This is a genomic window from Mannheimia haemolytica, from assembly GCF_004342115.1.
Taxonomy (GTDB): Bacteria; Pseudomonadota; Gammaproteobacteria; order Enterobacterales; family Pasteurellaceae; genus Mannheimia; species Mannheimia haemolytica.
In genome coordinates this window covers 1-23,341 of record NZ_SMAC01000014.1, presented here as the reverse complement: position 1 = coordinate 23,341, position 23,341 = coordinate 1, and the positions used below count along the sequence as shown (strand labels likewise).

Genomic DNA, 23,341 nt, shown 5'->3' with positions numbered 1-23,341 from the left:
CCGCTTGTCTTATCAAGAAGTGGGGGAAATATAAAAGGAAAAAACGATGCAACAATACAAACACGACTTTATTGAATTTGCCTTAAGTCGCAATGTGCTGAAATTTGGCGAATTTACCTTAAAATCAGGCAGAATCAGCCCCTATTTTTTCAATGCTGGGCTTTTTAACACCGGGCGCGATTTAGCCAAATTAGGCGAATATTACGCCAAAGCCATTCAAGCCAGCGGCATTGAGTATGATGTGTTATTCGGGCCGGCTTATAAAGGCATTCCGATTGCAACCACGGTTGCCGTGGCACTAGCCAACCTGTTCGATGTGGATAAACCTTGTTGCTTTAACCGCAAAGAGGCAAAAGATCACGGTGAAGGCGGTAATTTAATCGGTTCTCCCTTAACGGGCAAGATTTTGCTGGTGGACGATGTGATTACCGCAGGCACGGCAATTCGTGAGTCGATGGAAATTATCAATGCCAATAATGCCCAGCTTGCCGGTGTGCTGATTGCGTTAAACCGTAAAGAGAAAGGCAAGGGCGAGTTGTCTGCGATTCAAGAAGTCGAACGTGATTACGATTGCCAAGTTTTCTCGATTGTGGATTTTGATGATTTGGTAGCATTTATTGAAACGTCGCCACAATACGCTCCTTATTTGCCGAAAATGCGTGAATATCGTGAAAAATACGGTGTTTAACTTTTGCAAAAAAACAGCAAAAACTCACCGCTTGTCACTCTCTAATCTCACCATTATGAATCACTTTCATCTTTTGGTGAGATTTTTTCAATTAAAAAGCCGATAAATTGATTGTGAGCTTTAGCTAATTGGCTTAGGATAAACTCCTGTAATACAGGAGTTGGAGAACTAAAATGGCACATCAAAAATTACCTTTTCACGCAGACACCGTTGGCTCATATTTGCGTTCCGATGCTTGGAAAAAAGCTCACGCAGACTATAAAGCAGGCAACATTTCCCTCGAACAACGTGATGAAATTGTAGAAGCGGAAGTGAAAAAATTAGTACAAGCTCAATTAGATGCGGGCATTCAAGTTGTTACAGACGGCGAATATCACCGCTCTTGGTGGCATATTGATTTCTTGGAAAATCTGAACGGCATTGAAGGCTATGTGCCGGAAAAAGCCTATGCGTTTAAAGGGGTTTTATAATACACGTTGTTGCGGTAAAGTGTCTTGGAATCCGAATCACCCTTTTATTGAGCATTTCAAAAAATTCAATGCGATTGTAGGTGGTCGTGCGGTGGTGAAATTTACCATTCCAAGTCCAAACCAATTAATGTACCCGATTCAGTGGGATCACGGCATTTACCCAAACCGTGAGGAATTTGCCAAAGATGTGCAACAGGCTTATAAAGAGGCGATTAAAGCGTTCTATGATGCCGGCTGTCGTTATTTGCAAATTGATGATGTCTATTGGGGGTCGTTGTGTAATAACGTTGGTCAACCGACATTTGAAGCCGATAAAGCTCAAGCGGTGGCGAATATTCAAGCCATTCTTGCCGATAAGCCGGAAGATTTAACCATTACCACCCACGTTTGCCGAGGCAACTATAAATCTTCTTATTTATTGACAGGGGCTTATGATCCGATTGCAGACGGCTTATTTGCTCAAACCAACTATGACGGCTATTTCTTAGAATATGATGATGAGCATTCAGGCGGTTTTGAGCCGTTAAAACATTTTGCCAACAACAAAGGGCGTGTGGTGTTGGGCTTAATTAGCTCAAAATTCCCTGAATTGGAAGATAAAGAAGCGGTTAAAGCCCGTATTCAAGAGGCGGCAAAATATGTGCCGTTAGAGCAGCTTTGTCTCAGTCCGCAATGTGGTTTTGCCTCAACCGAAGAGGGCAATATAATGTCAGAAGCACAACAGTGGGCGAAAGTCCGCTTTGTGGAAGAAATTGCCAAAGAAGTTTGGGGCGAAGATTAATGTGAGAAAATGCCCGCAACAAGCGGGCATTTTTTGTTAATTTTTTGCAATTCAAGCCATTTAGCGAATACGGTTAAAACCTTGTTCTAAATCGGCAATTAAATCTTCCACCGCTTCCAAGCCAACGTGAATGCGAATTAATGTACCCGTTAGTTTTCGCTCAATAGACGGACGGATTTTGGCAATTTCTTCCGGCTGGTTGGCAAGAATCAGCGATTCAAACCCACCCCAAGAATACGCCATTGAAAACAGTTCAAAATGCTCTAGGAAGTTGGCTAATTTGTCATTCGAGAGCTTTTCGCAAAGTTCAAATGAAAATAGACCGCTTGAACCTAAAAAATCCCGCTTAAAAAATTCGTGCCCCGGGCAGCTTTCCAACGCCGGGTGATAAACTGCTTTCACTTCAGGGCGTTGAGCCAGCCAGTTAGCTACCGCAATGCTACTTTGTTCGTGCTGTTTTAAGCGAATGCCTAAGGTGCGTAGCCCCCGAGCGGTGATGTAAGCGGAATCAGCATCCACCATTTGCCCCATTAAATAAGAGCCTTCACGCAGTTTATCCCAACAACGAGCATTGGAAACGGCTGTGCCGATCATCACATCAGAATGCCCGACTAAATATTTAGTGCCGGCTTGAATGGAAATATCAATGCCATATTCTAAAGCAGGGAACAGCACACCGGCAGACCAAGTGTTGTCGATCATAATCACGATTTCTGGGTTGATTTCACGAGCAACACGCACGAGAGTCGGAATATCAGGCACTTCCATTGTTAGCGAGCTCGGCGATTCTAAAAAAAGCACTTTGGTGTTCGGTTGCACAAGGGCTTTCAAGCCTTCACCAATCATCGGGTCATAATAAGTAGTTGAAACCCCCATACGTTTTAACAGCACATTACAGAATTCTTGTGTCGGTTCGTAAGCTGCGCCTGTCATTAAAATGTGGTCACCTTGTTCCACAAAAGCTAAAATCGCATTGGTGACTGCCGCCGCACCGCAAGGGTAAAGGTAGCAACCTGCTCCACCTTCTAATTCACACATCGCTTCTTGTAATGAAAAATGAGTGAGAGTGCCACGTCTGCCATAAAATAATGCTCCTTTGTAGCGGTTTTGTGTAGCGTGTTTTTTCTCTTCTAAGGTTTCAAACACTAAAGATGAAGCACGCTGAATCACCGGGTTAACTGCTCCTTGTGTGTTACGTTTTTTACGCCCTGTATGAACAAGTTTGGTGGAAAGATTTTTATAGTTAGACATAACTTTTCCTAAAGTAAAATGCATAGGGGCAAATCAACATTTGCCCCTTTATTAATAATTAACGAAACATAAAGTTATTTCTTTGACGGCTACGTTTAAATTGGCTGATTAGCACAATGACCGCAACAATTAAGTAAACCGCAAAAGTAAAGATTAGCCATTGTGCCATTGAAAAGCCGAACATTTCCCATTGGCTTTGGCTACAATTAACCGGACCGGGGGCAAACACTTGTGGTAGCCATTGGTCAAGCGGCAAGGTTTGCGGGAAATTAACTTTAAATTCGCATTGATTCCATGGTGATGGATTGACCTGATAATCGTGGTGTTTGATTGAAAGTATTAGCCCTTTAAATGCGCTACCAAGCCAAATTAGAATTGCCAAGTAGCGAATAATCGCATATCTATTACCAAGAAATCCTAAAATACCGGCAAATAAAATACCAAATAAAGCAACTCGCTCATAAATACACATTACACAAGGTACTAATCCCATCCCATGTTGGAAATAAAGCGCTGTGCCTTCAAGTATAAGACAGCTTAACATTAGTAAAAACCATGCACTGCGAGATTGTGATAGATTTTTAAAAAAATAGAGCATAGTTATTCCTCATTTTGTGAACTTAAGGCATTCTACCTTATTTGGTATGAGTTATCTATAAACTAACGTGTAATAAACCATCCCCAATTTATCATTACTTCAGTCATAGAAGGTAGTAAGAATTCTAACCCTAAGAAACCGACAATAGATAGAACAATGGTATAAGGTAATGCCATATAGACCATTCTGCCGTAAGACAGTTTAATTAACGGCGCAAAGGAGGACGTTAATAAGAATAAGAAAGCAGCTTGTCCGTTTGGGGTAGCAACAGAAGGAAGATTTGTGCCAGTATTAATTGCAACTGCAATCAGGTCGAACTGCTCACGATCTATAATGCCGGCATCTAGTGCGGTTTTAGCTTCATTAATGTAAACAGTACCGACGAAGACGTTATCTGAAATCATCGAGAGCAAACCATTGAAAATATAGAATAATGAAAGCTGTGAATGTGGTTCGGCAGATAACACAAAGGCAATGATCGGCTCAAATAATTTTAAATCAATAATCACGGCAACAACCGAGAAAAACACAATAAGCAATGCAGTAAAAGGCATAGATTCTTGGAATGCTTTCCCTAAAGTGTGTTCATCAGTAATGCCACAAAATGCAGTGCAAATAATGATGATGGTTAAGCCAATAATCCCTACATCGGCAAGATGTAGCGCTAAGCCAATAATTAACCAAATTCCAGCAATGGCTTGCACCAGCATCTTTAAGCGATCTTGTTTCGTCATTTTTTGTTCTTTTAGTTGGCTATAGCGAGCGAGTACGACCCAAACTTTGCTAGGAAGCCTGTCTCCATAACCAAATAATTTATATTTTTCTACAAGAAAGCAGGTCGCAATCCCACAAATTAACACGGGTAAGCTAACTGGTAATACTCTAAGTAAGAATTCGATAAATCCCCATTCCGCTTGGGAGGCAATAATTAAGTTTTGTGGTTCTCCCACCATGGTCATTACGCCACCTAAAGCTGAGCCAATACCGGCGTGCATCAATAAACTTCTTAAAAAACCACGAAATTGCTCTAAAATTTCTTTATTAGAGATGATTTTTTCATCATTGGTAATATCAGTAGAATCTTCAAAGTTATTACCTGATGCGACTTTATGATATACGCCGTAGAAACCTGTTCCAACGCTAATGATTACAGCAATAACCGTTAAAGCATCAAGAAAGGCGGATAAAAAAGCAGCGCTTAAGCAGAAAGAAAGGGAAAGAATTTTTTTCGAATGAATGGCGACAAGCAGTTTGGTGAAAATATAAAGCAATAATTGCTTCATAAAGTAAATACCGGCAACCATAAACATTAAAAGAAGAATAACATCAAAGTTTGCCATAATTTCTTCTTTAATGTGGTGAGGATTTGTCATACCGATTACAACTGCTTCAATCGCTAATAAACCACCTGGCTGTAATGGATAACATTTTAATGCCATAGAGAGAGTAAAAATAAATTCAGCGACTAGAAACCAGCCTGCAACAAAAGGATTGATAAAGAAATAAATGAGAGGATTGATAATTAAAAATGCCAAAATGCACAATTTATACCACTCGGGGCTTTTTCCTAAGAAACTTTTGAACAGAGCATCAATGCTACTCATATAAAGGACCTCAAAATTTGTAAACAGATATTACAATTGTAATATAGTTTAGATTAAAGGATAATAGTATTACTGAACTTTTTAGTCGCAATAATTGATTAGAAATAAAGAATAGTTAGATTTTAGATAAGCATATTTTTTGCTTGGGGGGCATTAATGGGTCACAGTGATATTTTAAAAGCGCAAAGCCCGGCAGCGTTAGCGGAAGAATATATTGTAAAGAGTATTTGGAATAATCATTTCCCTGCCGGCTCTGATCTTCCTGCCGAGCGAGAGTTAGCAGAGCGCATTGGGGTAACAAGAACAACTTTACGTGAAGTACTACAACGTCTAGCGCGAGAAGGTTGGTTAAGTATTCAGCACGGCAAGCCAACAAGAGTGAATGATATTTGGGAAACTTCGGGGCCTAATATTATTGGCACTATTATTAAGCTAGATAAAAGCTATCTTCCAGTGGTGATTGCCAATGTGGTGTCATTACGTACTCGTATGGCGGAGGCTTATATTCCAGAAGCGATTTACCTTGCTCCTGAAGAAAGTGCTAAACTCTTTGATGGACTAGATGAATTAGAAAATACAGCAGCTGCTTATGCTGAATTTGATTATAAGTTATTCAGACAATTTACTTTTTTAGCCAATAAGCCTGTGTATGCGTTGATCCTAAATAGCTTTAAATCAATGTATCATCAAGTCGCAAAAATTTTCTTTGCTGATGAAAATAATCGTCAATTAACGTTAAGCTTTTACCGTTCATTATTATGTACTTGTCTTGCAAAAGATAGTGAAAAAGCAGCCGCTTGTATGGCTAAAAATCGCCAATCTAGTGGTGAAATTTGGCAAAAATTATCCGCTAATATTCCTGAAAGCTTTGGTCAGCTTTAACAGAAGGTAGAATTTTGAACGAAATTATTTTTAGCTTAGAACCGCAAGATAATGCTCGTCTGCAATCGCTTTGTGGTGCATTTGATGAGCATTTAGCCTTAATTGAAAAAAGTTTTAATCTCATTATTGCTCGAACAGGCTTCAACTTTACGATTCAATCGGAAGATGACAATCACTATTCTGCTACCTTGGTTCAAAATAGTGTGAAGCTGATTAAGCAACTGTATAATGAAACTGCCCCGATTAAAGGCAAAATTAAGGAATTGGACTTAGAAGATATACATTTGGCGATTCAGGAAAGCCGAATGCTACTACAAAACCAATGGCAAGCCGGCTCGCAAGGCGAAATAGCGATTAAAACCAAGCGAGGGGTGATTAAACCTCGTGGCGAACATCAACAAGCCTATCTGCGGAATATATTAAGCCACGACATCAGTTTTGGTATCGGGCCTGCTGGCACAGGCAAAACCTTTTTAGCGGTAGCGGCAGCGGTGGAATCGCTTGAACGCCAAGAAATCCGCCGTATTTTACTTACCCGTCCGGCGGTGGAAGCCGGTGAAAAGCTCGGTTTTTTACCCGGCGATTTAGGGCAAAAAATTGAGCCTTACTTACGCCCGTTATATGATGCCCTGTTTGAAATGCTTGGCTTTGAAAAAGCTCAAAAGTTGATGGAACGTGGTGTGATTGAAATTGCCCCACTTGCTTATATGCGAGGGCGTACTTTAAACGATGCGTTCATCATTTTAGATGAAAGCCAAAACACGACTACCGAGCAAATGAAAATGTTCTTAACCCGTATTGGCTTTAATTCCAAAGCGGTGATTACCGGCGATATTACCCAAGTGGATTTGCCCCGTAGCCAAAAATCAGGCTTAAAACACGCAATGGAAGTGCTAAAAGAAGTGCCGGAACTCAGCTTTAATTTCTTTGACAGCAAAGATATTGTCCGCCACCCTGTGGTTGCCAAAATTGTGCAAGCCTATGATGCGTGGGAAGCGGTTGATGAAGAGCGTAAAGAACAGCGAAAACTGGAAAAATTAGCTTTAGAGCAAGAAAAAATTCTTGCTCAAGCTGAAATGTTATAGCTTACAAGCGGTCATATTTCGCTAATTTTTTGCAAAAAATCGCTGAAATTTCACCGCTTATCATAGTTGTTCAACAAAAAAGCGGGAAGTTAATTCCCGCTTTTCTTTATCTTATTGTTTCATTATAAGATTTCTTTTGCTTTAGCAACCACGTTTTCAACGGTAAAGCCGAAGAGTTTGAATAATTGATCTGCTGGTGCGGATTCACCAAAGCTATTCATACCTACAATTCGACCATCAAAGCCGACATATTTATACCAGAAGTCAGCTAATTGAGCTTCAATCGCCACACGTTTAGTGACTGAACGTGGTAATACCGATTCACGATAGGCTTCATCTTGTTTGTCAAACACGTTGGTGCTTGGCATTGAAACTACACGCACTTTCACGCCTTCTGCATCTAACACATCAGCGGCTTTCATTGCTAAATCTACTTCAGAACCGGTTGCAATTAAGATTAAATCCGGGCAACTGCCTTTTTCGCAACATTCACGCAAGATATAGCCACCACGAGAGATGTTCGCTAATTGCTCCGCAGTACGTTGTTGTTGAGCCAGATTTTGGCGGGTAAAGATTAGTGCTGTCGGGCCGTCTTTACGTTCTACCGCCGCTTTCCAAGCAACAGCAGATTCTACTTGGTCTGCCGGACGCCAGGTTTCTAAGTTTGGAATTTGGCGTAATGAAGCAGTTTGTTCTACCGGTTGGTGGGTCGGGCCGTCTTCACCTAAACCGATGGAGTCGTGTGTATAAACAAATAAGGCACGTTGCTTCATTAAGGCTGCCATACGCACCGCATTGTGTGCATATTCGTAGAACATTAAGAAGGTTGCACCGTAAGGAATGAAACCACCGTGTAGGGCAATCCCGTTCATAATCGCAGACATACCGAATTCACGCACGCCGTAGTTGATGTAGTTACCATCTACATTGTGTTCCGCACGAATCGGTTTTGAGCCAGACCATAAGGTTAAGTTAGAGCTTGCTAAGTCAGCTGAGCCGCCGAGGAATTCAGGTAAGATTGGCGCGTAAGCTTCGATTGCATTTTGTGATGCTTTACGGCTTGCAATGGTTGCCGGATTTGCTTGTAATTTTTCAATAAAAGCTTTGCTTTCAGCTTCCCAGTTAGCCGGTAATTCGCCTGCGTAACGGCGTTTAAATTCAGCGGCTAGTTCAGGGTATGCCGCTTCATAAGCAGCAAATTTAGCGTTCCAATCTTTTTCTGCTAATGTACCTTTTGCTTTTGCATCCCACTCTGTATAAATTTCAGCTGGAATCACAAATGGGGCATGTTCCCAACCTAAAAATTCACGAGCGGCTTGGATTTCAGCATCACCCAATGGCGCACCGTGGCAATCGTGAGAGTTTGATTTATTTGGTGAACCATAGCCGATAATGGTTTTACAAATAATTAAAGTTGGACGCTCGGTTTCGGCTTGTGCATTTTCAATCGCAAATTTGATTTGTTCTGGGTTATGGCCATCGACATTACGGATAACTTGCCAGCCATAAGACTCAAAGCGTTGTGCGGTATCATCAGTGAACCAACCATCAACGTGGCCGTCGATAGAGATATTGTTATCATCGTAGAAAGCAATCAGTTTGCCTAAGCCTAATGTACCGGCGAGAGAGCAAGCTTCGTGTGAGATACCTTCCATTAAACAGCCATCGCCTAAGAAAGCGTAAGTGTAGTGATCGACAATTTTATGACCTTCACGGTTAAATTGTGCTGCAAGGGTTTTTTCCGCAATCGCTATACCGACCGCATTGGTAATACCTTGACCTAACGGGCCTGTGGTGGTTTCAACACCCGGTGCATAACCATATTCAGGGTGACCAGGTGTTTTAGAATGTAACTGACGGAACTGTTTTAAATCTTCGATAGAGAGATCATAGCCGGTTAAATGAAGTAAGCTATAGATTAACATTGAACCGTGTCCGTTAGACAGAACAAAACGGTCACGATCTGCCCATTTAGGATTAGTTGGATTGTGTTTTAAAAAATCACGCCATAAAACTTCTGCAATATCAGCCATACCCATTGGTGCGCCTGGGTGGCCTGAGTTAGCTTTTTGTACAGCATCCATACTTAAAAAACGAATTGCATTCGCTAGCACTTTACGTTCTGTCATTTGTGTTACTCCTAATCGAGAATGTTATATAAAATGGAAAGGATATCGAATTGGATTCTACACTATTTTGCTAGAAAAACTCAAAAATGGAAATGAGAAATGTGATCTGTATCACAAAAAATGATTAAATTGTGATTTGTTTTGATTGGATTTGATTTTAATAGACGGTTTTTTCCTAATACAATATTTTCTTGATAAAGCGAATGTTTAGTAGTTGATCTAGGCAACAAATTTATCTAAAATACGCACTCTTTTTGGCGTTGAGCATTTGCTCAACATTTTTATTAATTACATATGGTACCTATCAGCGGTAGAGATTCTAACAAGATAGGCGGCGATATGGCTTCTTATGAGGTTCCCCAATGAAACAAGGTATTCACCCAGAATATAAAGAAATTACGGCAACTTGCTCTTGCGGTAATGTAGTTAAAACTCGCTCAACAGTGGGTAAAGATTTAAACTTAGACGTATGTGGCAACTGCCACCCGTTCTATACTGGTAAACAACGTGTTGTTGACACCGGTGGTCGTGTTGAACGCTTTAACAAACGTTTCAGCATCCCAAGCTCAAAATAATTTGATTATTGCAAACCCCGCTAATGCGGGGTTTTGTTTTTCTTATATATCGAATTAACAAGCGGTGTATTTTTCTATCAATTTTGCAAATTGGTGATTTAACCATTTTGCAGGAGCTACCAGAGAAAAACCTCGAGTATCATTATTATCCTCGGTCCATTTATCTGCGATCACCATAAAAGTTTCAACATCTTTCTTAGGTTTTGGATACCAGCGTGCAATATTAGCTGGATGATTGGCATAAAATGAGAGCAATTTCTTGCCTAATGCACAAGAAATATGGACACCACCTCCATCAACTGCAATTACAATATCAGCAGAGTTTACTAATGCACAATAACCTAAAATATCACTATTAGGTGCTAGGCTTATTTCAAATGGGGCTTTAATTTTCGACAAATATTCGGCACTATTGGTTGTATTGGTCAGCAAACAACTAATATGTTGAACATATCTTTTATCAATCATAGATAATAGCTCTGATAATTCTTGAGTAGAAATTTCACGCATACTACCTTGAGGATTCAATAGTAATCGAATTTTCTTCTCTTGCCATAGCGTATTTGCAAAACTGCTTAGTTCATTAGGAATGTTTAAATTATAATTGACCTGATTTTTTTCTAAAAAATCAGCAAAAATAGCATAGTTGAGATAGTCAGCAAAATGAACCTGCTTTGGAAAGACAGTGGTGAAATCGTAATTTTTTACTGTATCTAAATTGTAAATACTTTTTTGTTTTTTACCGAAGTTAATAATAAATTTAGGCTTTAAAATACTATCTAAAATAATACTTTTTGTGGTAAATGTCGGTTTGAAATCTAAATAAAGATCCCAATGTCCCCGCTGCGAGAGATAAGTGGATACTTTATCTTCTAAGATCATATCTACCACGTTTGCTTGAGAGAAAATCAATTTGTTACGAGATGTAACTAAAACCGCTATTTTTACATTTGGGAGAGCTTTTTTAATTTGCTCCAAATGAGCTATATGCACAACAGCATCGCCAATAGCATCTCCGATAGGTTTGAGTAATACGGATTCTATTTTGCTAAATTTGAAGGTTTTTTTCTCTTTTTTTGTACCAAAAAGTTTTATAACTAAGGATTTCATCTCTATAATAGGTTGATTCTTTTAATGATTGGTTATAGTAAGTAAAAATGAATATTAAAGCAACGTTAAGAAAAGCAAGATTGGCGATAGGTAAAGCCATTTTAGATAGTAAAAATACTGATCTGATATTATCGGAAATTCCCAATAAAATTCTATTTCTTCGTCACGATGGTAAAATTGGTGATTATGTCGTTAGTTCCTTTGTCTTCCGTGAAATAAAAAAACAGTCTCCCCAAACGCAAATAGGCGTGGTTTGCTCACAGAAAAACCGATATTTATTTGAGAATAATCCTTATATTGATAAGCTCTATTTGGTTAAGACAAAAAGTATTCCTGATTATATTCGTGGTGGCAAACAACTTGCAAAAGAGCAGTATGATGTTGTAATCGATCCGACTGTTACTTTACGGAATCGTGATCTCTTATTTTTACGCACTATATCAGCCAAACATTATGTAGGTTATCAGAAACAAAAATATCGATTATTTGATCTAAATGTAGAGGATAGAAAACAGCATTTTTCAGAGATTTATCAAGATGCGTTAGCTTTAATCGGGTTTGAAAATATAGAAACTCAGTATGATGTGCCACTAAATGCCACAAGCAACCAATCCATAAAGCATTATTTATATGAAAACCAAATTAGAAATTATATTGCGTTAAATCTTTTTGGTGCAGGTTCGGCAAGACGTTTTAGTGAGCAGAAAATTAATGAACTGCTGAGTTGCTTAAAACAGCATAGTGATAAACCGATAGTCTTACTTACTTTTCCTGAAGTAACGGCAAAATTGTGTTCCTTTACTAAGAAGTATAAAAATATATTTGTCTATGAGAAAACCAAAAGCGTTTTTGATTCAATAGAACTGATTCGTTTTGCGGACTTATTAATTTCACCTGATACTGCAACCGTGCATATTGCCTCAGGCTTGAGTAAAAAGATAATTGCTTTTTACAGTAGCGATGAACAGAATTTTATACATTGGCATCCGAATAATCAGGCTGAAACCCATATTCTCCGTTTTAGAAAAAGCGTGAATGATTTAGATTTTGCTGCAATAAAACCGGAGTGGCTAAAATAATATGGACTTCCAAAGCCTTAAACTTTTCCTAGATATAGCCCAAAGCCGTAGTTTTATTCGCAGTGCGGAGAAGAATTATATGACGGCTTCCACACTTACCCGCCATATTCAGCGTATAGAGGAGGAGCTCGGGCAGCCGTTGTTTCTGCGTGATAATCGACAAGTGCGTTTAACTGAAGCAGGGGAAAGGTTTTTGGCGTTTGCTCAACAAGGTTGGGCAGAGTGGCAGCAGTTGCAAAACCAGTTGTCGCCTGCTCAAGGTGATTTAGAAGGAGAGTTGAAAGTGTTCTGCTCGGTAACGGCTTCTTACAGCCATTTACCGCCGATTTTGGGAAAGTTTCGCCAAAAATATCCGAAAGTGGATATTAAACTGAGTACCGGTGATCCGGCTTTGGCATTGGAACAGGTTCAGTCATTGGCTGCAGATATTTCGGTTGCGGGTAAGCCGGAATTTCTGCCGAATAATATTGTGTTTCACTATATTGATGATATTCAACTTTCGATTATTGCCCCTCGTGTGGCGAGCCAAGCCACTCAATTTCTGCAACAGTCGCCGATAGATTGGAAAAATATCCCCTTTATTTTGCCGGTGAACGGACCTGTACGAAAACGGATTGACCGTTGGTTTAAAGAGCAAAAAATCAAAGACCCGATTATTTATGCTACCGTCTCCGGACACGAAGCGATTGTGCCGATGGTTGCACTAGGCTTTGGGGTCGCACTGCTACCGGATATTGTGATTAAGCATAGCCCAATGAATAATCAAGTTTCTTATGTGAATTTACCCTCGCCGATCACTCCGTTTGAGCTGGGAATTTGCGTTCAGCAAAAACGCTTGCAAGAGCCGATCATCAACGCATTTTGGCAATTATTGTCTGATAATTCAGCATAACAAGCGGTTAGATTTTGCTAAATTTTTGCAAAAAATAGAGCAAAACCGACCGCTTGTAGATAAAACTTTCAGATAAAAAATAAGGTGCGTGATTGTGATCTGCGCACCTTATGTTGTTTTAGATTATTGCACTTTATTGCACTGTGGCTTTAGCTCGCGATTTTTTCACCTTGATCTCGGCTTTTGACAAGATTTCAATCCCCATTGGCGGGTTTTCTAGTGCCAGAGCTAGTACCTCGTCAATGGTTTCTACTGCGTGAATGTCCAACGCTGCTTTTGCATTTTCCGGAATTTCCTCTAAGTCTTTTTCATTTTCTTTCGGAATAATCACCGTCGTAATACCACCACGATGGGCTGCCAGTAATTTCTCTTTTAAGCCGCCGATTGGCAATACTTTGCCACGCAAGCTGATTTCACCGGTCATCGCTACTTCTTTACGCACAGGGTTACCTGTTAGGCTGGAAATTAATGCAGTACACATTGCAATCCCTGCACTCGGACCATCTTTCGGTGTTGCACCGTCCGGCACGTGAACGTGAATATCCCGTTTTTCGTGGAAGTCTTCAGCAATGCCTAATTTTTCTGCACGAGAGCGTACAACCACCATTGCCGCTTGAATAGACTCTTTCATTACATCGCCTAATGAACCGGTGTAAGAGAATTTGCCTTTACCTGCAACAGAAGCGGTTTCAATGGTTAATAAATCACCGCCAACTTCTGTCCACGCTAAACCGGTCACTTCGCCAATGCGGTTTTGGCTATCCATTTTGCCGTAGTCAAAACGTTTTACGCCTAAGTATTCTTCGATATTTTTCTCAGAAACTGTAATGGATTTTAATTTCTTATCCAATACTAAAGCTTTCACGGCTTTACGGCAGATTTTCGCAATTTCACGCTCAAGGCTACGCACGCCTGCTTCACGGGTGTAGTAGCGGATAATACTTAAAATTGCACTGTCTTCAATGGTCAGCTCACCCTCTTTTAGTCCGTTATTTTCTTGCTGTTTAGCCAGTAAATGACCACGAGCAATGTGCATTTTCTCATCTTCGGTATAGCCTGAAAGACGAATCACTTCCATACGGTCGAGCAATGCTGGCGGAATGTTCATTGAGTTTGAGGTTGCCACAAACATTACATCGGATAAATCGTAATCCACCTCTAAATAATGGTCGTTAAAGGCTTTATTTTGCTCAGGATCTAACACTTCAAGCAGAGCAGAAGCCGGGTCGCCACGCATATCTTGAGCCATTTTGTCGATTTCATCTAACAAGAACAGCGGATTACGCACGCCGACTTTCGCCATTTTCATCATTAGGCTACCCGGCATTGAGCCGATGTAAGTACGGCGATGCCCACGGATTTCCGCTTCATCACGCACGCCACCTAACGCCATACGCACATATTTACGCCCTGTGGCATTGGCAATAGATTGCCCTAATGAGGTTTTACCAACCCCCGGCGGACCAACTAAGCACAAAATCGGACCTTTTAATTTATTTAGACGACTTTGCACTGCTAAGTATTCTACAATCCGCTCTTTCACTCGTTCTAAGCCGTAGTGGTCTTTATCCAAAATCTCTTGAGCTTGGGCTAAATCTTTTTTGACCGCTGATTTTTTATGCCACGGCATTTGTAAAATCCAGTCAATATAACCACGCACAACGGTAGCTTCGGAAGAGCTTTGCGGCATTGCTTTGAGCTTTTTGAACTCCGTATTCAGCTTGTCTTTTACCTCGGTCGGTAATTTTGCAGCGTCAATTTTCTCTTTAAGCTTATCTAACTCGCTTTGTTCAACGTCATCGCCATTACCTAACTCTTTTTGAATCGCTTTAATTTGCTCGTTGAGGTAGTAATCACGTTGGTTTTTTTCCATTTGCTGTTTAACACGATTACGAATCCGAGTTTCGGTTTCAAGCGTATCCATCTCAGTTGCCATCGCAATTAACAAGGCTTCAAAACGGGCAATCAGATTTGGTTGCTCCAATAATTCCTGTTTTTTCTTCACCGGAGCAATTAAGTTAGAGGCAATGGTATCCGCCAAGCGGTCTTCCAACGTGATTTTTTGCAGTTTAGCAATAATTTCCGCCGGAATTTTCTTGTTATTTTTAACGTAATTTTCAAATTCGGTTAAAGTGGTTTTAGCAATCGCTTTTAACTCTTCGTTTTCGTCATCATATTCCGAATATATTGGCTGAATTGCCGCCCAGAAGCCGTTTTCATCATCGTGAATTTGCTCGATTTTGGCACGGGTTTGTCCTTCTACCAGCACTTTAACTGTGCCGTCCGGCAGGTTTAACATTTGAATAATGTTGGCAATTACACCTACGCCATACATATCTTCTGCATTCGGCTCTTCTTTATTTGGATCTTGCTGAGTGACTAAAAACAGTTGTTTATTGGAATCCATCGCCGAGCGTAGGGCTTGAATTGATTTTTCACGTCCTACAAATAACGGCATAACCATATAAGGAAAAACCACCACATCACGCAATGGGAGTAGTGGTAATTCAATCGCTTTCTTTTTTCTTGGTGCCATAAATTTGCTCTCTCTATCAAAATATAATCCCCCATTATGAGGGCGAATTTGGGAAAAACAAGGGAAAATTTGATTTATCTTAAAAAAACTCGAATAGTCAAAACAGTAGATGTTGGCGATTTAATCAATTGTTAAAATCAGGGTAATTAGCTTAATTTCCCGCTTGACATCAAATCGTAATGCGAGCAAAATCCCCTGCATATTTTAATCTTCAGGGCAGGGTGAAATTCCCGATCGGCGGTAAAGTCCGCGAGCCGAGCAATCGGCAGGATTTGGTGAAATTCCAAAACCGACAGTATAGTCTGGATGAAAGAAGAGTCAAAAACCGCAAAAAATACCGCACAAGCGGTCATTTTTTGTGTCTTTTTTGCAAGCCTTGAGTCGTGAGATTTCAAGGCTTCATTGTTTTGCAGGCGGCGTTTGCAAATTTTTTACTAAAAACGACCGCTTGTATTGCAATAATCCTTTCATTACGCCCTCAATTTATCAAAATGCATATGACAGATGTTCAATATATGGCTTATGCCATCACCCTTGCCGAAAAAGCACGGGGTTGGACAAGCCCTAATCCGCTAGTTGGCTGTGTGATCGTGAAAAACGGCAACATTATCGCCGAAGGGTATCACCAAAAAGCCGGTAGTTGGCACGCTGAACGCAATGCGATTTTAAACTGCGAGGAAGATCTGACGGGGGCAACCGCTTATGTAACCTTAGAGCCTTGTTGCCACCACGGGCGAACCCCGCCTTGTTCCGAACTGCTGATTGAACGTGGGATCAAAAAAGTGTTTATCGGCTCTCGAGATCCGAACCCACTTGTTTCTGGCAAAGGAGCGGCACAGCTTAGAGCCGCCGGCATTGAGGTTGTGGAAGACTTTATGCGAACGGAGTGCGATGCGCTGAACCCGATTTTCTTCCATTACATTCAAACCAAACGCCCTTATGTGTTGCTGAAATATGGGATGACGGCAGATGGTAAAATTGCGACTTATACGGGGAATTCGAAATGGATCACCGGCGAGGCTGCCCGAGCTAATGTACAGAAAAGCCGCCACGAATATAGTGCGATTATGGTCGGGGTGGAAACGGTGCTTGCCGATGACCCAATGCTCAACAGCCGAATGGAAAATGCTAAACAGCCGGTGCGGATTGTATGTGACAGCCAACTGCGTACCCCATTGGATAGCCAGCTAGTCCAAACTGCACGCCAATATCGCACCATTATTGCTACGCTCAATAATGATGCAAAAAAGCAGGCAGAATATACCGCTTGCGGTGTTGAAATTTTAGTGACAGGCGAACGTGACAAGCGGGTGGATTTAGCCGATCTTTTGCAAAAGCTGGGCGAACTCGGGATCGACAGCTTATTGATTGAAGGTGGTTCGCAACTCAATTTCAGCGTGCTGGAACAGGGGTTAGTCAATCGAGTACATTGCTATATTGCCCCGAAACTGATTGGCGGCAAAGCGGCAAAAACCCCGATTGGTGGCAAGGGGATTGGCGAGTTAGCACAAGCGGTTAAATTACGTCTAAAATCCACCGAATTGCTCGGAGAAGATATTTTGTTGGATTATGAAGTGGACTTGCTTCGTAATTAAATTGAAATTTCCTTACTCTCGCCCGTTTACGGGAGAGAGACAGCATAAAATTTCGTTCAGAAATTTTATGCAGAGAGAGGGGAAAATGAGTGTAATCTTCCCTCTCCCGTAAACGGGAGAGGGGAATAGTAAGATAAGCAGTTCTCAGACTAAATTGGAAGTAAATCGGAGAAAAATTTAAATGTTCACAGGCATTATCGAAGAAGTTGGCCAGATAGCCCAAATTAAGAAACAAGGCGAGTTTGTGGTGGTAACGGTTAAAGCAAAAAAGATTCTGACCGATGTACATTTAGGGGATAGCATTGCGGTAAATGGCGTGTGTTTAACCGTGACTTCATTTACGCAGGAGCAATTTACTGCTGATGTTATGTCAGAAACCTTAAAACGTACATCACTTGGCGAATTAAGTATCAACAGCTCGGTTAATCTTGAGCGGGCAATGGCGGCAAACGGGCGTTTTGGTGGGCATATTGTGTCAGGTCATATTGATGGCACGGGTGTGGTTGCAGAGATTACACCAGCAGATAATTCAACTTGGTATCGCATTAAAGCCGAACCTAAGTTAATGCGTTACATCATTGAAAAAGGCTCAATTACTATTGATGGCATTAGTTTAACGGTGGTGGATGTTGATGCGGAATCTTTCCGGGTATCGATTATTCCGCATACCATTAAGGAAACCAACCTCGGTACGAAAAAAATCGGTAGTTTGGTGAATTTAGAAAATGACATTGTCGGCAAATATATCGAACAGTTTTTATTGAAAAAAGAGCCTGAAAATCCGCAAAGTAAAATTACTGCGGACTTTCTTAAAAATGCAGGGTTTTAACCAAATAAAGGACAAATAATGTTTAAGTTTTCAACGGTAGAAGAAGCAATTCAAGCAATTGCACAAGGGAAAATTATTTTAGTCAGCGATGATGCCGACCGTGAAAATGAAGGGGACTTCATTTGTGCAGCGGAATTTGCGACACCGGAAAATATCAACTTTATGGCGAAATATGGTAAAGGGTTGATTTGTACGCCGATTTCGACAGAAATTGCCAAAAAATTAAATTTTCACCCGATGGTGCTAGAGAACGAAGATAATCATCAAACCGCATTTACCGTTTCTGTTGACCATATTCAAACCGGCACCGGTATTTCCGCTTTTGAGCGTTCATTAACTTGCCTGAAAATGCTTGATGAAAATGCTAAGCCGGAAGATTTTAGACGTCCGGGGCATGTTTTCCCATTAGTGGCAAAAGACGGAGGCGTATTAGTGCGTAACGGTCATACCGAAGCAACTGTGGATTTAGCTCGTTTGGCGGGCTTGAAACCGGCAGGGCTTTGCTGTGAAATTATGGCAGAAGACGGCACGATGATGCAGATGCCGGAATTACAGGCATTTGCACAAGCACACAATATGCCGTTTATTACTATTCAGCAGTTACAAGAGTATCGTAGAAAACACGACAGCTTGGTGAATGTGGTTTCGGTGGTAAAAATGCCGACCAAATACGGTGAGTTCAAAGCACACAGTTTCGTTGAAACTATTTCAGGCAAAGAACACGTCGCTTTAGTTAAAGGTGATATTGGTGATGGCGAAAATGTATTATGCCGTATCCATTCCGAATGTTTAACCGGCGATGCCTTTGGCTCACAACGTTGCGATTGTGGTCAGCAGTTCGCAGCGGCAATGAACCAAGTGGAGCAAGAGGGCAGAGGCGTGGTGCTTTATTTACGCCAAGAAGGACGTGGCATCGGTTTAATTAATAAACTGCGTGCTTACGAATTGCAAGATAGAGGAATGGACACGGTTGAAGCCAACCTGGCATTAGGTTTCAAAGATGATGAGCGTGAATATTATATCGCCGCTCAAATGTTTGAAAAATTAGGCGTAAAATCGATTCGTTTGTTAACCAATAATCCGGCAAAAATTGAAGGACTCATTGAGCAAGGTTTAAACGTAGTGGCTCGTGAGCCGATTATGGTTGAGCCAAACGAACACGATTTGGAATACCTTAAAGTTAAACAGCACAAAATGCGACATATGTTTAATTTCTAATCCAATACTCTCTCCCCTTGTGGGAGAGAGACAGAAAAATACTTCGTTCAGAAGTATTTTTCAGAGAGAGGGTATATTTTTTAGAAAAAGTTTGCAATTTCCCCTCTCCCTGATTTTTCTTCTGAACGAAGAAAAATCTATCCCTCTCCCACAAGGGGAGAGGGTTATTGAGTATCAAATTTATTTTAAAGAAGGAAAACAAACAATGGCAACATTTCAAGGAAACTACATCGCAACTGGTTTAAAATTCGGTATTGTGGCAACTAACTGGCACAAGATTTTTATCGATCAACTGTTAAACGGTGCAACCGATAAATTATTGCGTCACGGCGTAGAAGAAAAAAATATCGACACCGTATGGGTGCCGGGTGCATTAGAAATCTCAATTGCAGCGAAAAAAATGGCACAAAGCGGTCGTTATGATGCGATTATCTGCTTAGGTGCGGTCGTGCGTGGAGCAACCAGCCACTATGATGTGGTAGTGAACGAGTCAGCAAAAGGCATCAGCTCTTCTGCTTTAGAAACCGGCGTGCCGATTATTAACGGTATTTTAACGGTGGAAAATTTAGAGCAAGCGATTGAGCGTTCAGGCACTAAAGCCGGTAATAAAGGCGAAGAGTGTGCAATGGTAGCGATTGAAATGGCGAACCTATTAAAAGCCTTAGCGTAATCAGCGATAAAATCCCCTTAGACCCAAGAGCCTAAGGGGATTTTTTTATTTTCTGCGTAGTAACAGGCTGGCAATGACACAAAATAGGCTGAAACTGTAAATTAACCAGTGACCTAATTGTTTAAACGGCGTATCGCCTTTGGTTGGCACAATGGTGGCAGTTAGTGCATCAGCAGTAAATTGCGGTAGTTGTTCAATTACTTTTCCGTTGGCATCAACAATGGCGGTAATACCGGTATTCGCAGCTCGAAGCAATGGTTTGCCAAGTTCTAACGCTCGCATTCTTGCCATTTGGAAATGTTGCCAAGGCCCGATGGAAGAACCAAACCACGCATCATTGGTGATAGTTAATAAATAATCTGAATTTTGGCTTTTTTGGTTTTGTTGTAACTGATCACCAAAAATAATTTCATAGCAAATCGCCATATTAAATCGGTTGTTTTTCGCCAAGAATGATGGTTGAACGAAACTGCCTTGTGAAAGATTAATTGGTAGAATAAACACTTCCCGCATCCAATCCAGCACCGAGCCAAACGGCACATATTCGCCAAACGGCACAAGGTGATGTTTGTTGTAGCGAGGGTTGCTGTGCAGGGCATATTCCCTCTCTTTTTCGCCTAATAGCACGCTACTGTTAAACAGTTCCTCTTGCTCATTTTGATAGAGTGTGCCGATAATAATTTCACTTCCGTGTTGGCGAGCTAAGTGATCGAGCGAGCCAAGCAGCGGGCTGATTTGATTTTCAAGTGCCGGAATGGCGGATTCAGGCAAAATAATCAGTTCACTGTTACCTAATAGGGGCAGAATGAGCTGTTCGTAGGTTCGTACGCTGTGGTTGAAATGTTGCGGATCCCACTTCATTTTTTGCTCAATATTCCCTTGTACTAAACTCACTACAAGCGGTTGTTTTTCTGTATCAATTTGCACAAATTGGAGAAAGCGAGTGGCAAAACTTAAGCCAAAAATGACCGCTAGTACCATCAATGATGGCACAGTTTTGTTCTCTTGCTGAATAATTTTCACTAGATAGCTACTTGCAACTATTACCAAGAAAGTCAAACCTTCAACGCCCAAAATCGGCGCAATACCAGCAAAGGGGCTGTCTATTAAGCTATAGCCGAATTGTAGCCACGGAAAACCGGTAAATACCACGCCTCGTAAATATTCGGTAAAGGTAAAAATCGCAGCCAATGCAAACGGATTATTCAGTTTGAGCCTGTGTGAAACTACACTAAACAGCAGATTATAAATAGCGAGATAGCACGCCAACAGGAATACTGCTATGTAGCTTACTATGGTAGGAACACCACCAAATTGGGTCATACTCACAGAAACCCAGTTTACACCGGTGCAGAAGTAGCCGATAGACCAAGCAAAGGTTGCCCATAATGCGGTTTTTCTGTTTGCCAGAGTGGCTGACCAAACCAAGCCGGCTGCGGAAGCAAAGGCAAGAATCCAAATATCAAAAGGCGAATAGGCGAAAGTGCCGATTGCACCCAGTATGATTGCAAGGAGACAAGCGGTTAAAAAAGGCGGATTTTTTGCAAAATTCATAATAACTCACTAAATAAATGAGGCACGCCGAAACGTGCCTTGATTGAAACTCACTATATTATTCTTCTTCGTTAGGAGAGGTTTTTTCCATTTTCTCTAACTGTTCATCGGAAAGTGTGACTCGTAGCTGAATCAATTGGCGGCTATTAGCTGAGGTGACTTTAAAATCAATTCCGTTTAACTCAATTTGCTCATCTCGTTTCGGGAAATAACCGAAAGCCTGCATCACTAAACCACCAATGGTATCCACCTCTTCGTCATTAAAGTCGGTAGCAAAAAATTCATTGAATTTTTTGATGTCGGTGAGCGGTAATACCGCATAAGTATGTCTTGAAAGCTGGCGAATTGGTTTGACCTCTTCTTCATCAAACTCATCTTCAATATCACCCACAATTTGTTCAAGAATGTCTTCAATGGTGACTAAGCCTGAAACCGCACCAAATTCATCAACCACTACTGCCATATGGAAGCGTTCTGAACGGAACTCTTTTAGCATTCGGTCTAGGCGTTTGCTTTCCGGTACAATAACCGCAGGGCGTAATACCTGTTGCAGATTAAAGGGTTCAGAGTCAGAACGTAAATATTTCAATAAATCTTTAGAGTGAAGAATACCTTCGATAGTATCTTTCTCACCCCGAATCACCGGAAAACGAGAGTGTGCGGATTCAATAATTAAATCAATACAGACATCTAAAGGTTCATTGGCATCAATAAACACAATTTGCGCACGGGGAATCATAATATCCCGCACTCGTAATTCCGAGATTTCCATTACTCCTTCGATCATCTCTTTGGTGTCGCTGTCGATCAATTCATTTTCAACAGAGTCTCGAATCACTTCGACTAGATCTTCACGGTTTTTAGGCTCGTTTTGAAAAAGCCCGCTAAATAGAGAGTGTAAAATCGATTTTTTTTCTGATTTTTCGGTGGTGTTTACACTTTGCTGTTCATCACTCATAGTTTGTTCCACTTAAATAAAGTACGCTTATAATAAGCAAATTCAGTCACAAAGCAAATAAAACATTGCTATTTTCACTCAAATTAGCATAGGATAAGCAAAAATCTTTTTATTTCTTCATATTTTAGGAGTTTGAAATGAAATTAACCAAAATAGCATTAAGTTTAACAGCCTTAGTTGTCAGTTCGATGAGTGTGGCCGGGACGTTAAGTACATCATCAATGGTGGACATTTTAGCCTTTGACGGGCAACGTGTTAAATCCGGCACGACTTCGGTTCAAATGAGTGAGAATAAAACGCATCAAGTGGTAGTGGAAGTCGGTGGGACAGTTGAAGGGGATTTTTTCACCTCTGATCAAATCATTTTGACTTTCCAAGGCAGTGCGGAAAATGCAAAATTAGAAACGCCAAGATTAAATTCAAAGTTAGATCTTCGTAAATTCCAAGAGAATCAGACTGTGGCAATTAAAACCGATTCAGGTAAGGTTATTTCACATAAACAAGATTTCTTAAAAGGGGAAGGTTTCCTTGCGAAAACAAGAGTTGAAGATAATTTAACGAAATATAACTTAGCGAAAAAAACAGCTTCAGTTGAACAGTTTGCGACGGCACCTCTTGAAGCAAAAGGACAAATTGTGGTGGATACAAATAAAGTTTCACAAGAAGAATTACAGCTTTTATTTAGAAAGGCAGATAAAGACACCCAAAAACGTTTCTTAGAATGGGCGAAGAAAAATATAAATGTAGAAGATCAGACTTGATCTGACAATTCACTCTAAAAAGTGAGAGTTTCCCGTTTAGAATATGAGTGTCAAAAATCAATCTAAACAAAAAGGA

19 protein-coding genes, 1 pseudogene and 1 riboswitch are annotated in these 23,341 nt (G+C 40.7%); of the genes and pseudogenes, 12 read left to right on the top strand and 8 right to left on the bottom strand.

Features of this window, described 5'->3' with window-relative positions:
• The first annotated feature begins 46 nt into the window (after positions 1-46).
• Together pyrE and EDC41_RS06505 are read left to right on the top strand one after the other, a co-directional pair.
• On the top strand, positions 47-688 hold the full coding sequence (gene pyrE, locus EDC41_RS06510) for an orotate phosphoribosyltransferase (RefSeq protein ID WP_006250576.1): 642 nt from the start codon (positions 47-49) through the stop codon (positions 686-688).
• A 173-nt stretch (positions 689-861) separates the two neighbouring features.
• Positions 862-1,939: pseudogene (locus EDC41_RS06505) on the top strand (5-methyltetrahydropteroyltriglutamate--homocysteine S-methyltransferase).
• 60 nt (positions 1,940-1,999) lie between these two features.
• Here EDC41_RS06505 and metC read toward each other — a convergent pair.
• From metC to nhaB, 3 genes are all read right to left on the bottom strand, one after another.
• Positions 2,000-3,190 carry a cystathionine beta-lyase gene (gene metC, locus EDC41_RS06500; protein ID WP_020831254.1) on the bottom strand — a complete coding sequence of 397 codons (1,191 nt, stop codon included), beginning with the start codon at positions 3,188-3,190 and terminating at the stop codon, positions 2,000-2,002.
• Between the two features lie 58 nt (positions 3,191-3,248).
• On the bottom strand, positions 3,249-3,788 hold the full coding sequence (gene dsbB / locus EDC41_RS06495) for a disulfide bond formation protein DsbB (RefSeq protein WP_020831255.1): 540 nt from the start codon (positions 3,786-3,788) through the stop codon (positions 3,249-3,251).
• 62 nt (positions 3,789-3,850) lie between these two features.
• Positions 3,851-5,392, bottom strand: coding sequence for a sodium/proton antiporter NhaB (nhaB, locus tag EDC41_RS06490; RefSeq protein WP_006250582.1), 1,542 nt, complete (start codon positions 5,390-5,392; stop codon positions 3,851-3,853).
• A 156-nt stretch (positions 5,393-5,548) separates the two neighbouring features.
• On the opposite strand from nhaB, the gene fadR reads away from it, so the two are divergent.
• Positions 5,549-6,274, top strand: a complete 726-nt coding sequence (gene fadR, locus EDC41_RS06485) for a fatty acid metabolism transcriptional regulator FadR (RefSeq protein ID WP_006249279.1) — start codon at positions 5,549-5,551, stop codon at positions 6,272-6,274.
• A 14-nt stretch (positions 6,275-6,288) separates the two neighbouring features.
• Positions 6,289-7,359, top strand: coding sequence for a PhoH family protein (locus EDC41_RS06480; protein WP_006250583.1), 1,071 nt, complete (start codon positions 6,289-6,291; stop codon positions 7,357-7,359).
• 122 nt (positions 7,360-7,481) lie between these two features.
• Here EDC41_RS06480 and tkt read toward each other — a convergent pair whose 3' ends face one another.
• Positions 7,482-9,488, bottom strand: a complete 2,007-nt coding sequence (tkt, locus tag EDC41_RS06475; RefSeq protein WP_006249282.1) for a transketolase — start codon at positions 9,486-9,488, stop codon at positions 7,482-7,484.
• A 362-nt stretch (positions 9,489-9,850) separates the two neighbouring features.
• Between tkt and rpmE the strand changes: the two genes are divergently transcribed.
• The gene (rpmE, locus tag EDC41_RS06470) at positions 9,851-10,063 is read left to right on the top strand and encodes a 50S ribosomal protein L31 (RefSeq protein WP_006249284.1); all 213 of its coding nucleotides are present in this window, start codon (positions 9,851-9,853) and stop codon (positions 10,061-10,063) included.
• Positions 10,064-10,117: 54 nt separating this feature from the next.
• Here rpmE and EDC41_RS06465 read toward each other — a convergent pair whose 3' ends face one another.
• A complete protein-coding gene (locus tag EDC41_RS06465; RefSeq protein ID WP_006249285.1) occupies positions 10,118-11,173 on the bottom strand; it encodes a glycosyltransferase family 9 protein in 1,056 nt (351 codons plus the stop codon).
• A gap of 47 nt (positions 11,174-11,220) precedes the next feature.
• Between EDC41_RS06465 and EDC41_RS06460 the strand changes: the two genes are divergently transcribed.
• Positions 11,221-12,252 (top strand): glycosyltransferase family 9 protein, encoded by a 1,032-nt coding sequence (locus EDC41_RS06460; RefSeq protein ID WP_006250584.1) that lies wholly within the window; start codon positions 11,221-11,223, stop codon positions 12,250-12,252.
• Position 12,253: 1 nt separating this feature from the next.
• Positions 12,254-13,144 carry an HTH-type transcriptional activator IlvY gene (ilvY, locus tag EDC41_RS06455; RefSeq protein ID WP_006249287.1) on the top strand — a complete coding sequence of 297 codons (891 nt, stop codon included), beginning with the start codon at positions 12,254-12,256 and terminating at the stop codon, positions 13,142-13,144.
• 133 nt (positions 13,145-13,277) lie between these two features.
• Here the strand turns inward: ilvY and lon are convergent, their stop codons facing one another.
• On the bottom strand, positions 13,278-15,680 hold the full coding sequence (gene lon / locus EDC41_RS06450; RefSeq protein WP_006249288.1) for an endopeptidase La: 2,403 nt from the start codon (positions 15,678-15,680) through the stop codon (positions 13,278-13,280).
• Between the two features lie 203 nt (positions 15,681-15,883).
• Positions 15,884-16,002, top strand: a riboswitch (FMN riboswitch).
• A 175-nt stretch (positions 16,003-16,177) separates the two neighbouring features.
• Between lon and ribD the strand changes: the two genes are divergently transcribed.
• The 4 genes from ribD (at position 16,178) to ribH (ending at position 19,992) form a co-directional block, all read left to right on the top strand.
• Positions 16,178-17,275, top strand: coding sequence for a bifunctional diaminohydroxyphosphoribosylaminopyrimidine deaminase/5-amino-6-(5-phosphoribosylamino)uracil reductase RibD (gene ribD, locus EDC41_RS06445; RefSeq protein WP_031192886.1), 1,098 nt, complete (start codon positions 16,178-16,180; stop codon positions 17,273-17,275).
• A gap of 181 nt (positions 17,276-17,456) precedes the next feature.
• Positions 17,457-18,104: a riboflavin synthase gene (gene ribE / locus EDC41_RS06440; protein WP_006249291.1), complete on the top strand. Its 648-nt coding sequence runs from the start codon at positions 17,457-17,459 to the stop codon at positions 18,102-18,104.
• 18 nt (positions 18,105-18,122) lie between these two features.
• Positions 18,123-19,322, top strand: a complete 1,200-nt coding sequence (locus tag EDC41_RS06435) for a bifunctional 3,4-dihydroxy-2-butanone-4-phosphate synthase/GTP cyclohydrolase II (protein WP_006249292.1) — start codon at positions 18,123-18,125, stop codon at positions 19,320-19,322.
• Between the two features lie 205 nt (positions 19,323-19,527).
• Positions 19,528-19,992, top strand: coding sequence for a 6,7-dimethyl-8-ribityllumazine synthase (gene ribH, locus EDC41_RS06430; RefSeq protein WP_006249293.1), 465 nt, complete (start codon positions 19,528-19,530; stop codon positions 19,990-19,992).
• A 45-nt stretch (positions 19,993-20,037) separates the two neighbouring features.
• Here ribH and lnt read toward each other — a convergent pair whose 3' ends face one another.
• Together lnt and corC are read right to left on the bottom strand one after the other, a co-directional pair.
• Positions 20,038-21,546, bottom strand: coding sequence for an apolipoprotein N-acyltransferase (gene lnt, locus EDC41_RS06425; protein ID WP_006249294.1), 1,509 nt, complete (start codon positions 21,544-21,546; stop codon positions 20,038-20,040).
• A gap of 58 nt (positions 21,547-21,604) precedes the next feature.
• Complete coding sequence (gene corC / locus EDC41_RS06420; protein ID WP_006249295.1) at positions 21,605-22,504, bottom strand: CNNM family magnesium/cobalt transport protein CorC; 900 nt, start codon at positions 22,502-22,504, stop codon at positions 21,605-21,607.
• Positions 22,505-22,641: 137 nt separating this feature from the next.
• On the opposite strand from corC, the gene EDC41_RS06415 reads away from it, so the two are divergent.
• Positions 22,642-23,265, top strand: coding sequence for a DUF2057 family protein (locus EDC41_RS06415; protein ID WP_020831265.1), 624 nt, complete (start codon positions 22,642-22,644; stop codon positions 23,263-23,265).
• Positions 23,266-23,341 lie beyond the last annotated feature (76 nt).

What these genes read in the sequence shown, in the direction of transcription:
- pyrE (WP_006250576.1), top strand. Translation starts at nt 47, where the DNA reads ATGCAACAATACAAACACGACTTTATTGAATTTGCCTTAAGTCGCAAT.
- metC (WP_020831254.1), bottom strand. Translation starts at nt 3,190, where the DNA reads ATGTCTAACTATAAAAATCTTTCCACCAAACTTGTTCATACAGGGCGT.
- dsbB (WP_020831255.1), bottom strand. Translation starts at nt 3,788, where the DNA reads ATGCTCTATTTTTTTAAAAATCTATCACAATCTCGCAGTGCATGGTTT.
- nhaB (WP_006250582.1), bottom strand. Translation starts at nt 5,392, where the DNA reads ATGAGTAGCATTGATGCTCTGTTCAAAAGTTTCTTAGGAAAAAGCCCC.
- fadR (WP_006249279.1), top strand. Translation starts at nt 5,549, where the DNA reads ATGGGTCACAGTGATATTTTAAAAGCGCAAAGCCCGGCAGCGTTAGCG.
- tkt (WP_006249282.1), bottom strand. Translation starts at nt 9,488, where the DNA reads ATGACAGAACGTAAAGTGCTAGCGAATGCAATTCGTTTTTTAAGTATG.
- rpmE (WP_006249284.1), top strand. Translation starts at nt 9,851, where the DNA reads ATGAAACAAGGTATTCACCCAGAATATAAAGAAATTACGGCAACTTGC.
- EDC41_RS06465 (WP_006249285.1), bottom strand. Translation starts at nt 11,173, where the DNA reads ATGAAATCCTTAGTTATAAAACTTTTTGGTACAAAAAAAGAGAAAAAA.
- EDC41_RS06460 (WP_006250584.1), top strand. Translation starts at nt 11,221, where the DNA reads ATGAATATTAAAGCAACGTTAAGAAAAGCAAGATTGGCGATAGGTAAA.
- ilvY (WP_006249287.1), top strand. Translation starts at nt 12,254, where the DNA reads ATGGACTTCCAAAGCCTTAAACTTTTCCTAGATATAGCCCAAAGCCGT.
- lon (WP_006249288.1), bottom strand. Translation starts at nt 15,680, where the DNA reads ATGGCACCAAGAAAAAAGAAAGCGATTGAATTACCACTACTCCCATTG.
- ribD (WP_031192886.1), top strand. Translation starts at nt 16,178, where the DNA reads ATGACAGATGTTCAATATATGGCTTATGCCATCACCCTTGCCGAAAAA.
- ribE (WP_006249291.1), top strand. Translation starts at nt 17,457, where the DNA reads ATGTTCACAGGCATTATCGAAGAAGTTGGCCAGATAGCCCAAATTAAG.
- EDC41_RS06435 (WP_006249292.1), top strand. Translation starts at nt 18,123, where the DNA reads ATGTTTAAGTTTTCAACGGTAGAAGAAGCAATTCAAGCAATTGCACAA.
- ribH (WP_006249293.1), top strand. Translation starts at nt 19,528, where the DNA reads ATGGCAACATTTCAAGGAAACTACATCGCAACTGGTTTAAAATTCGGT.
- lnt (WP_006249294.1), bottom strand. Translation starts at nt 21,546, where the DNA reads ATGAATTTTGCAAAAAATCCGCCTTTTTTAACCGCTTGTCTCCTTGCA.
- corC (WP_006249295.1), bottom strand. Translation starts at nt 22,504, where the DNA reads ATGAGTGATGAACAGCAAAGTGTAAACACCACCGAAAAATCAGAAAAA.
- EDC41_RS06415 (WP_020831265.1), top strand. Translation starts at nt 22,642, where the DNA reads ATGAAATTAACCAAAATAGCATTAAGTTTAACAGCCTTAGTTGTCAGT.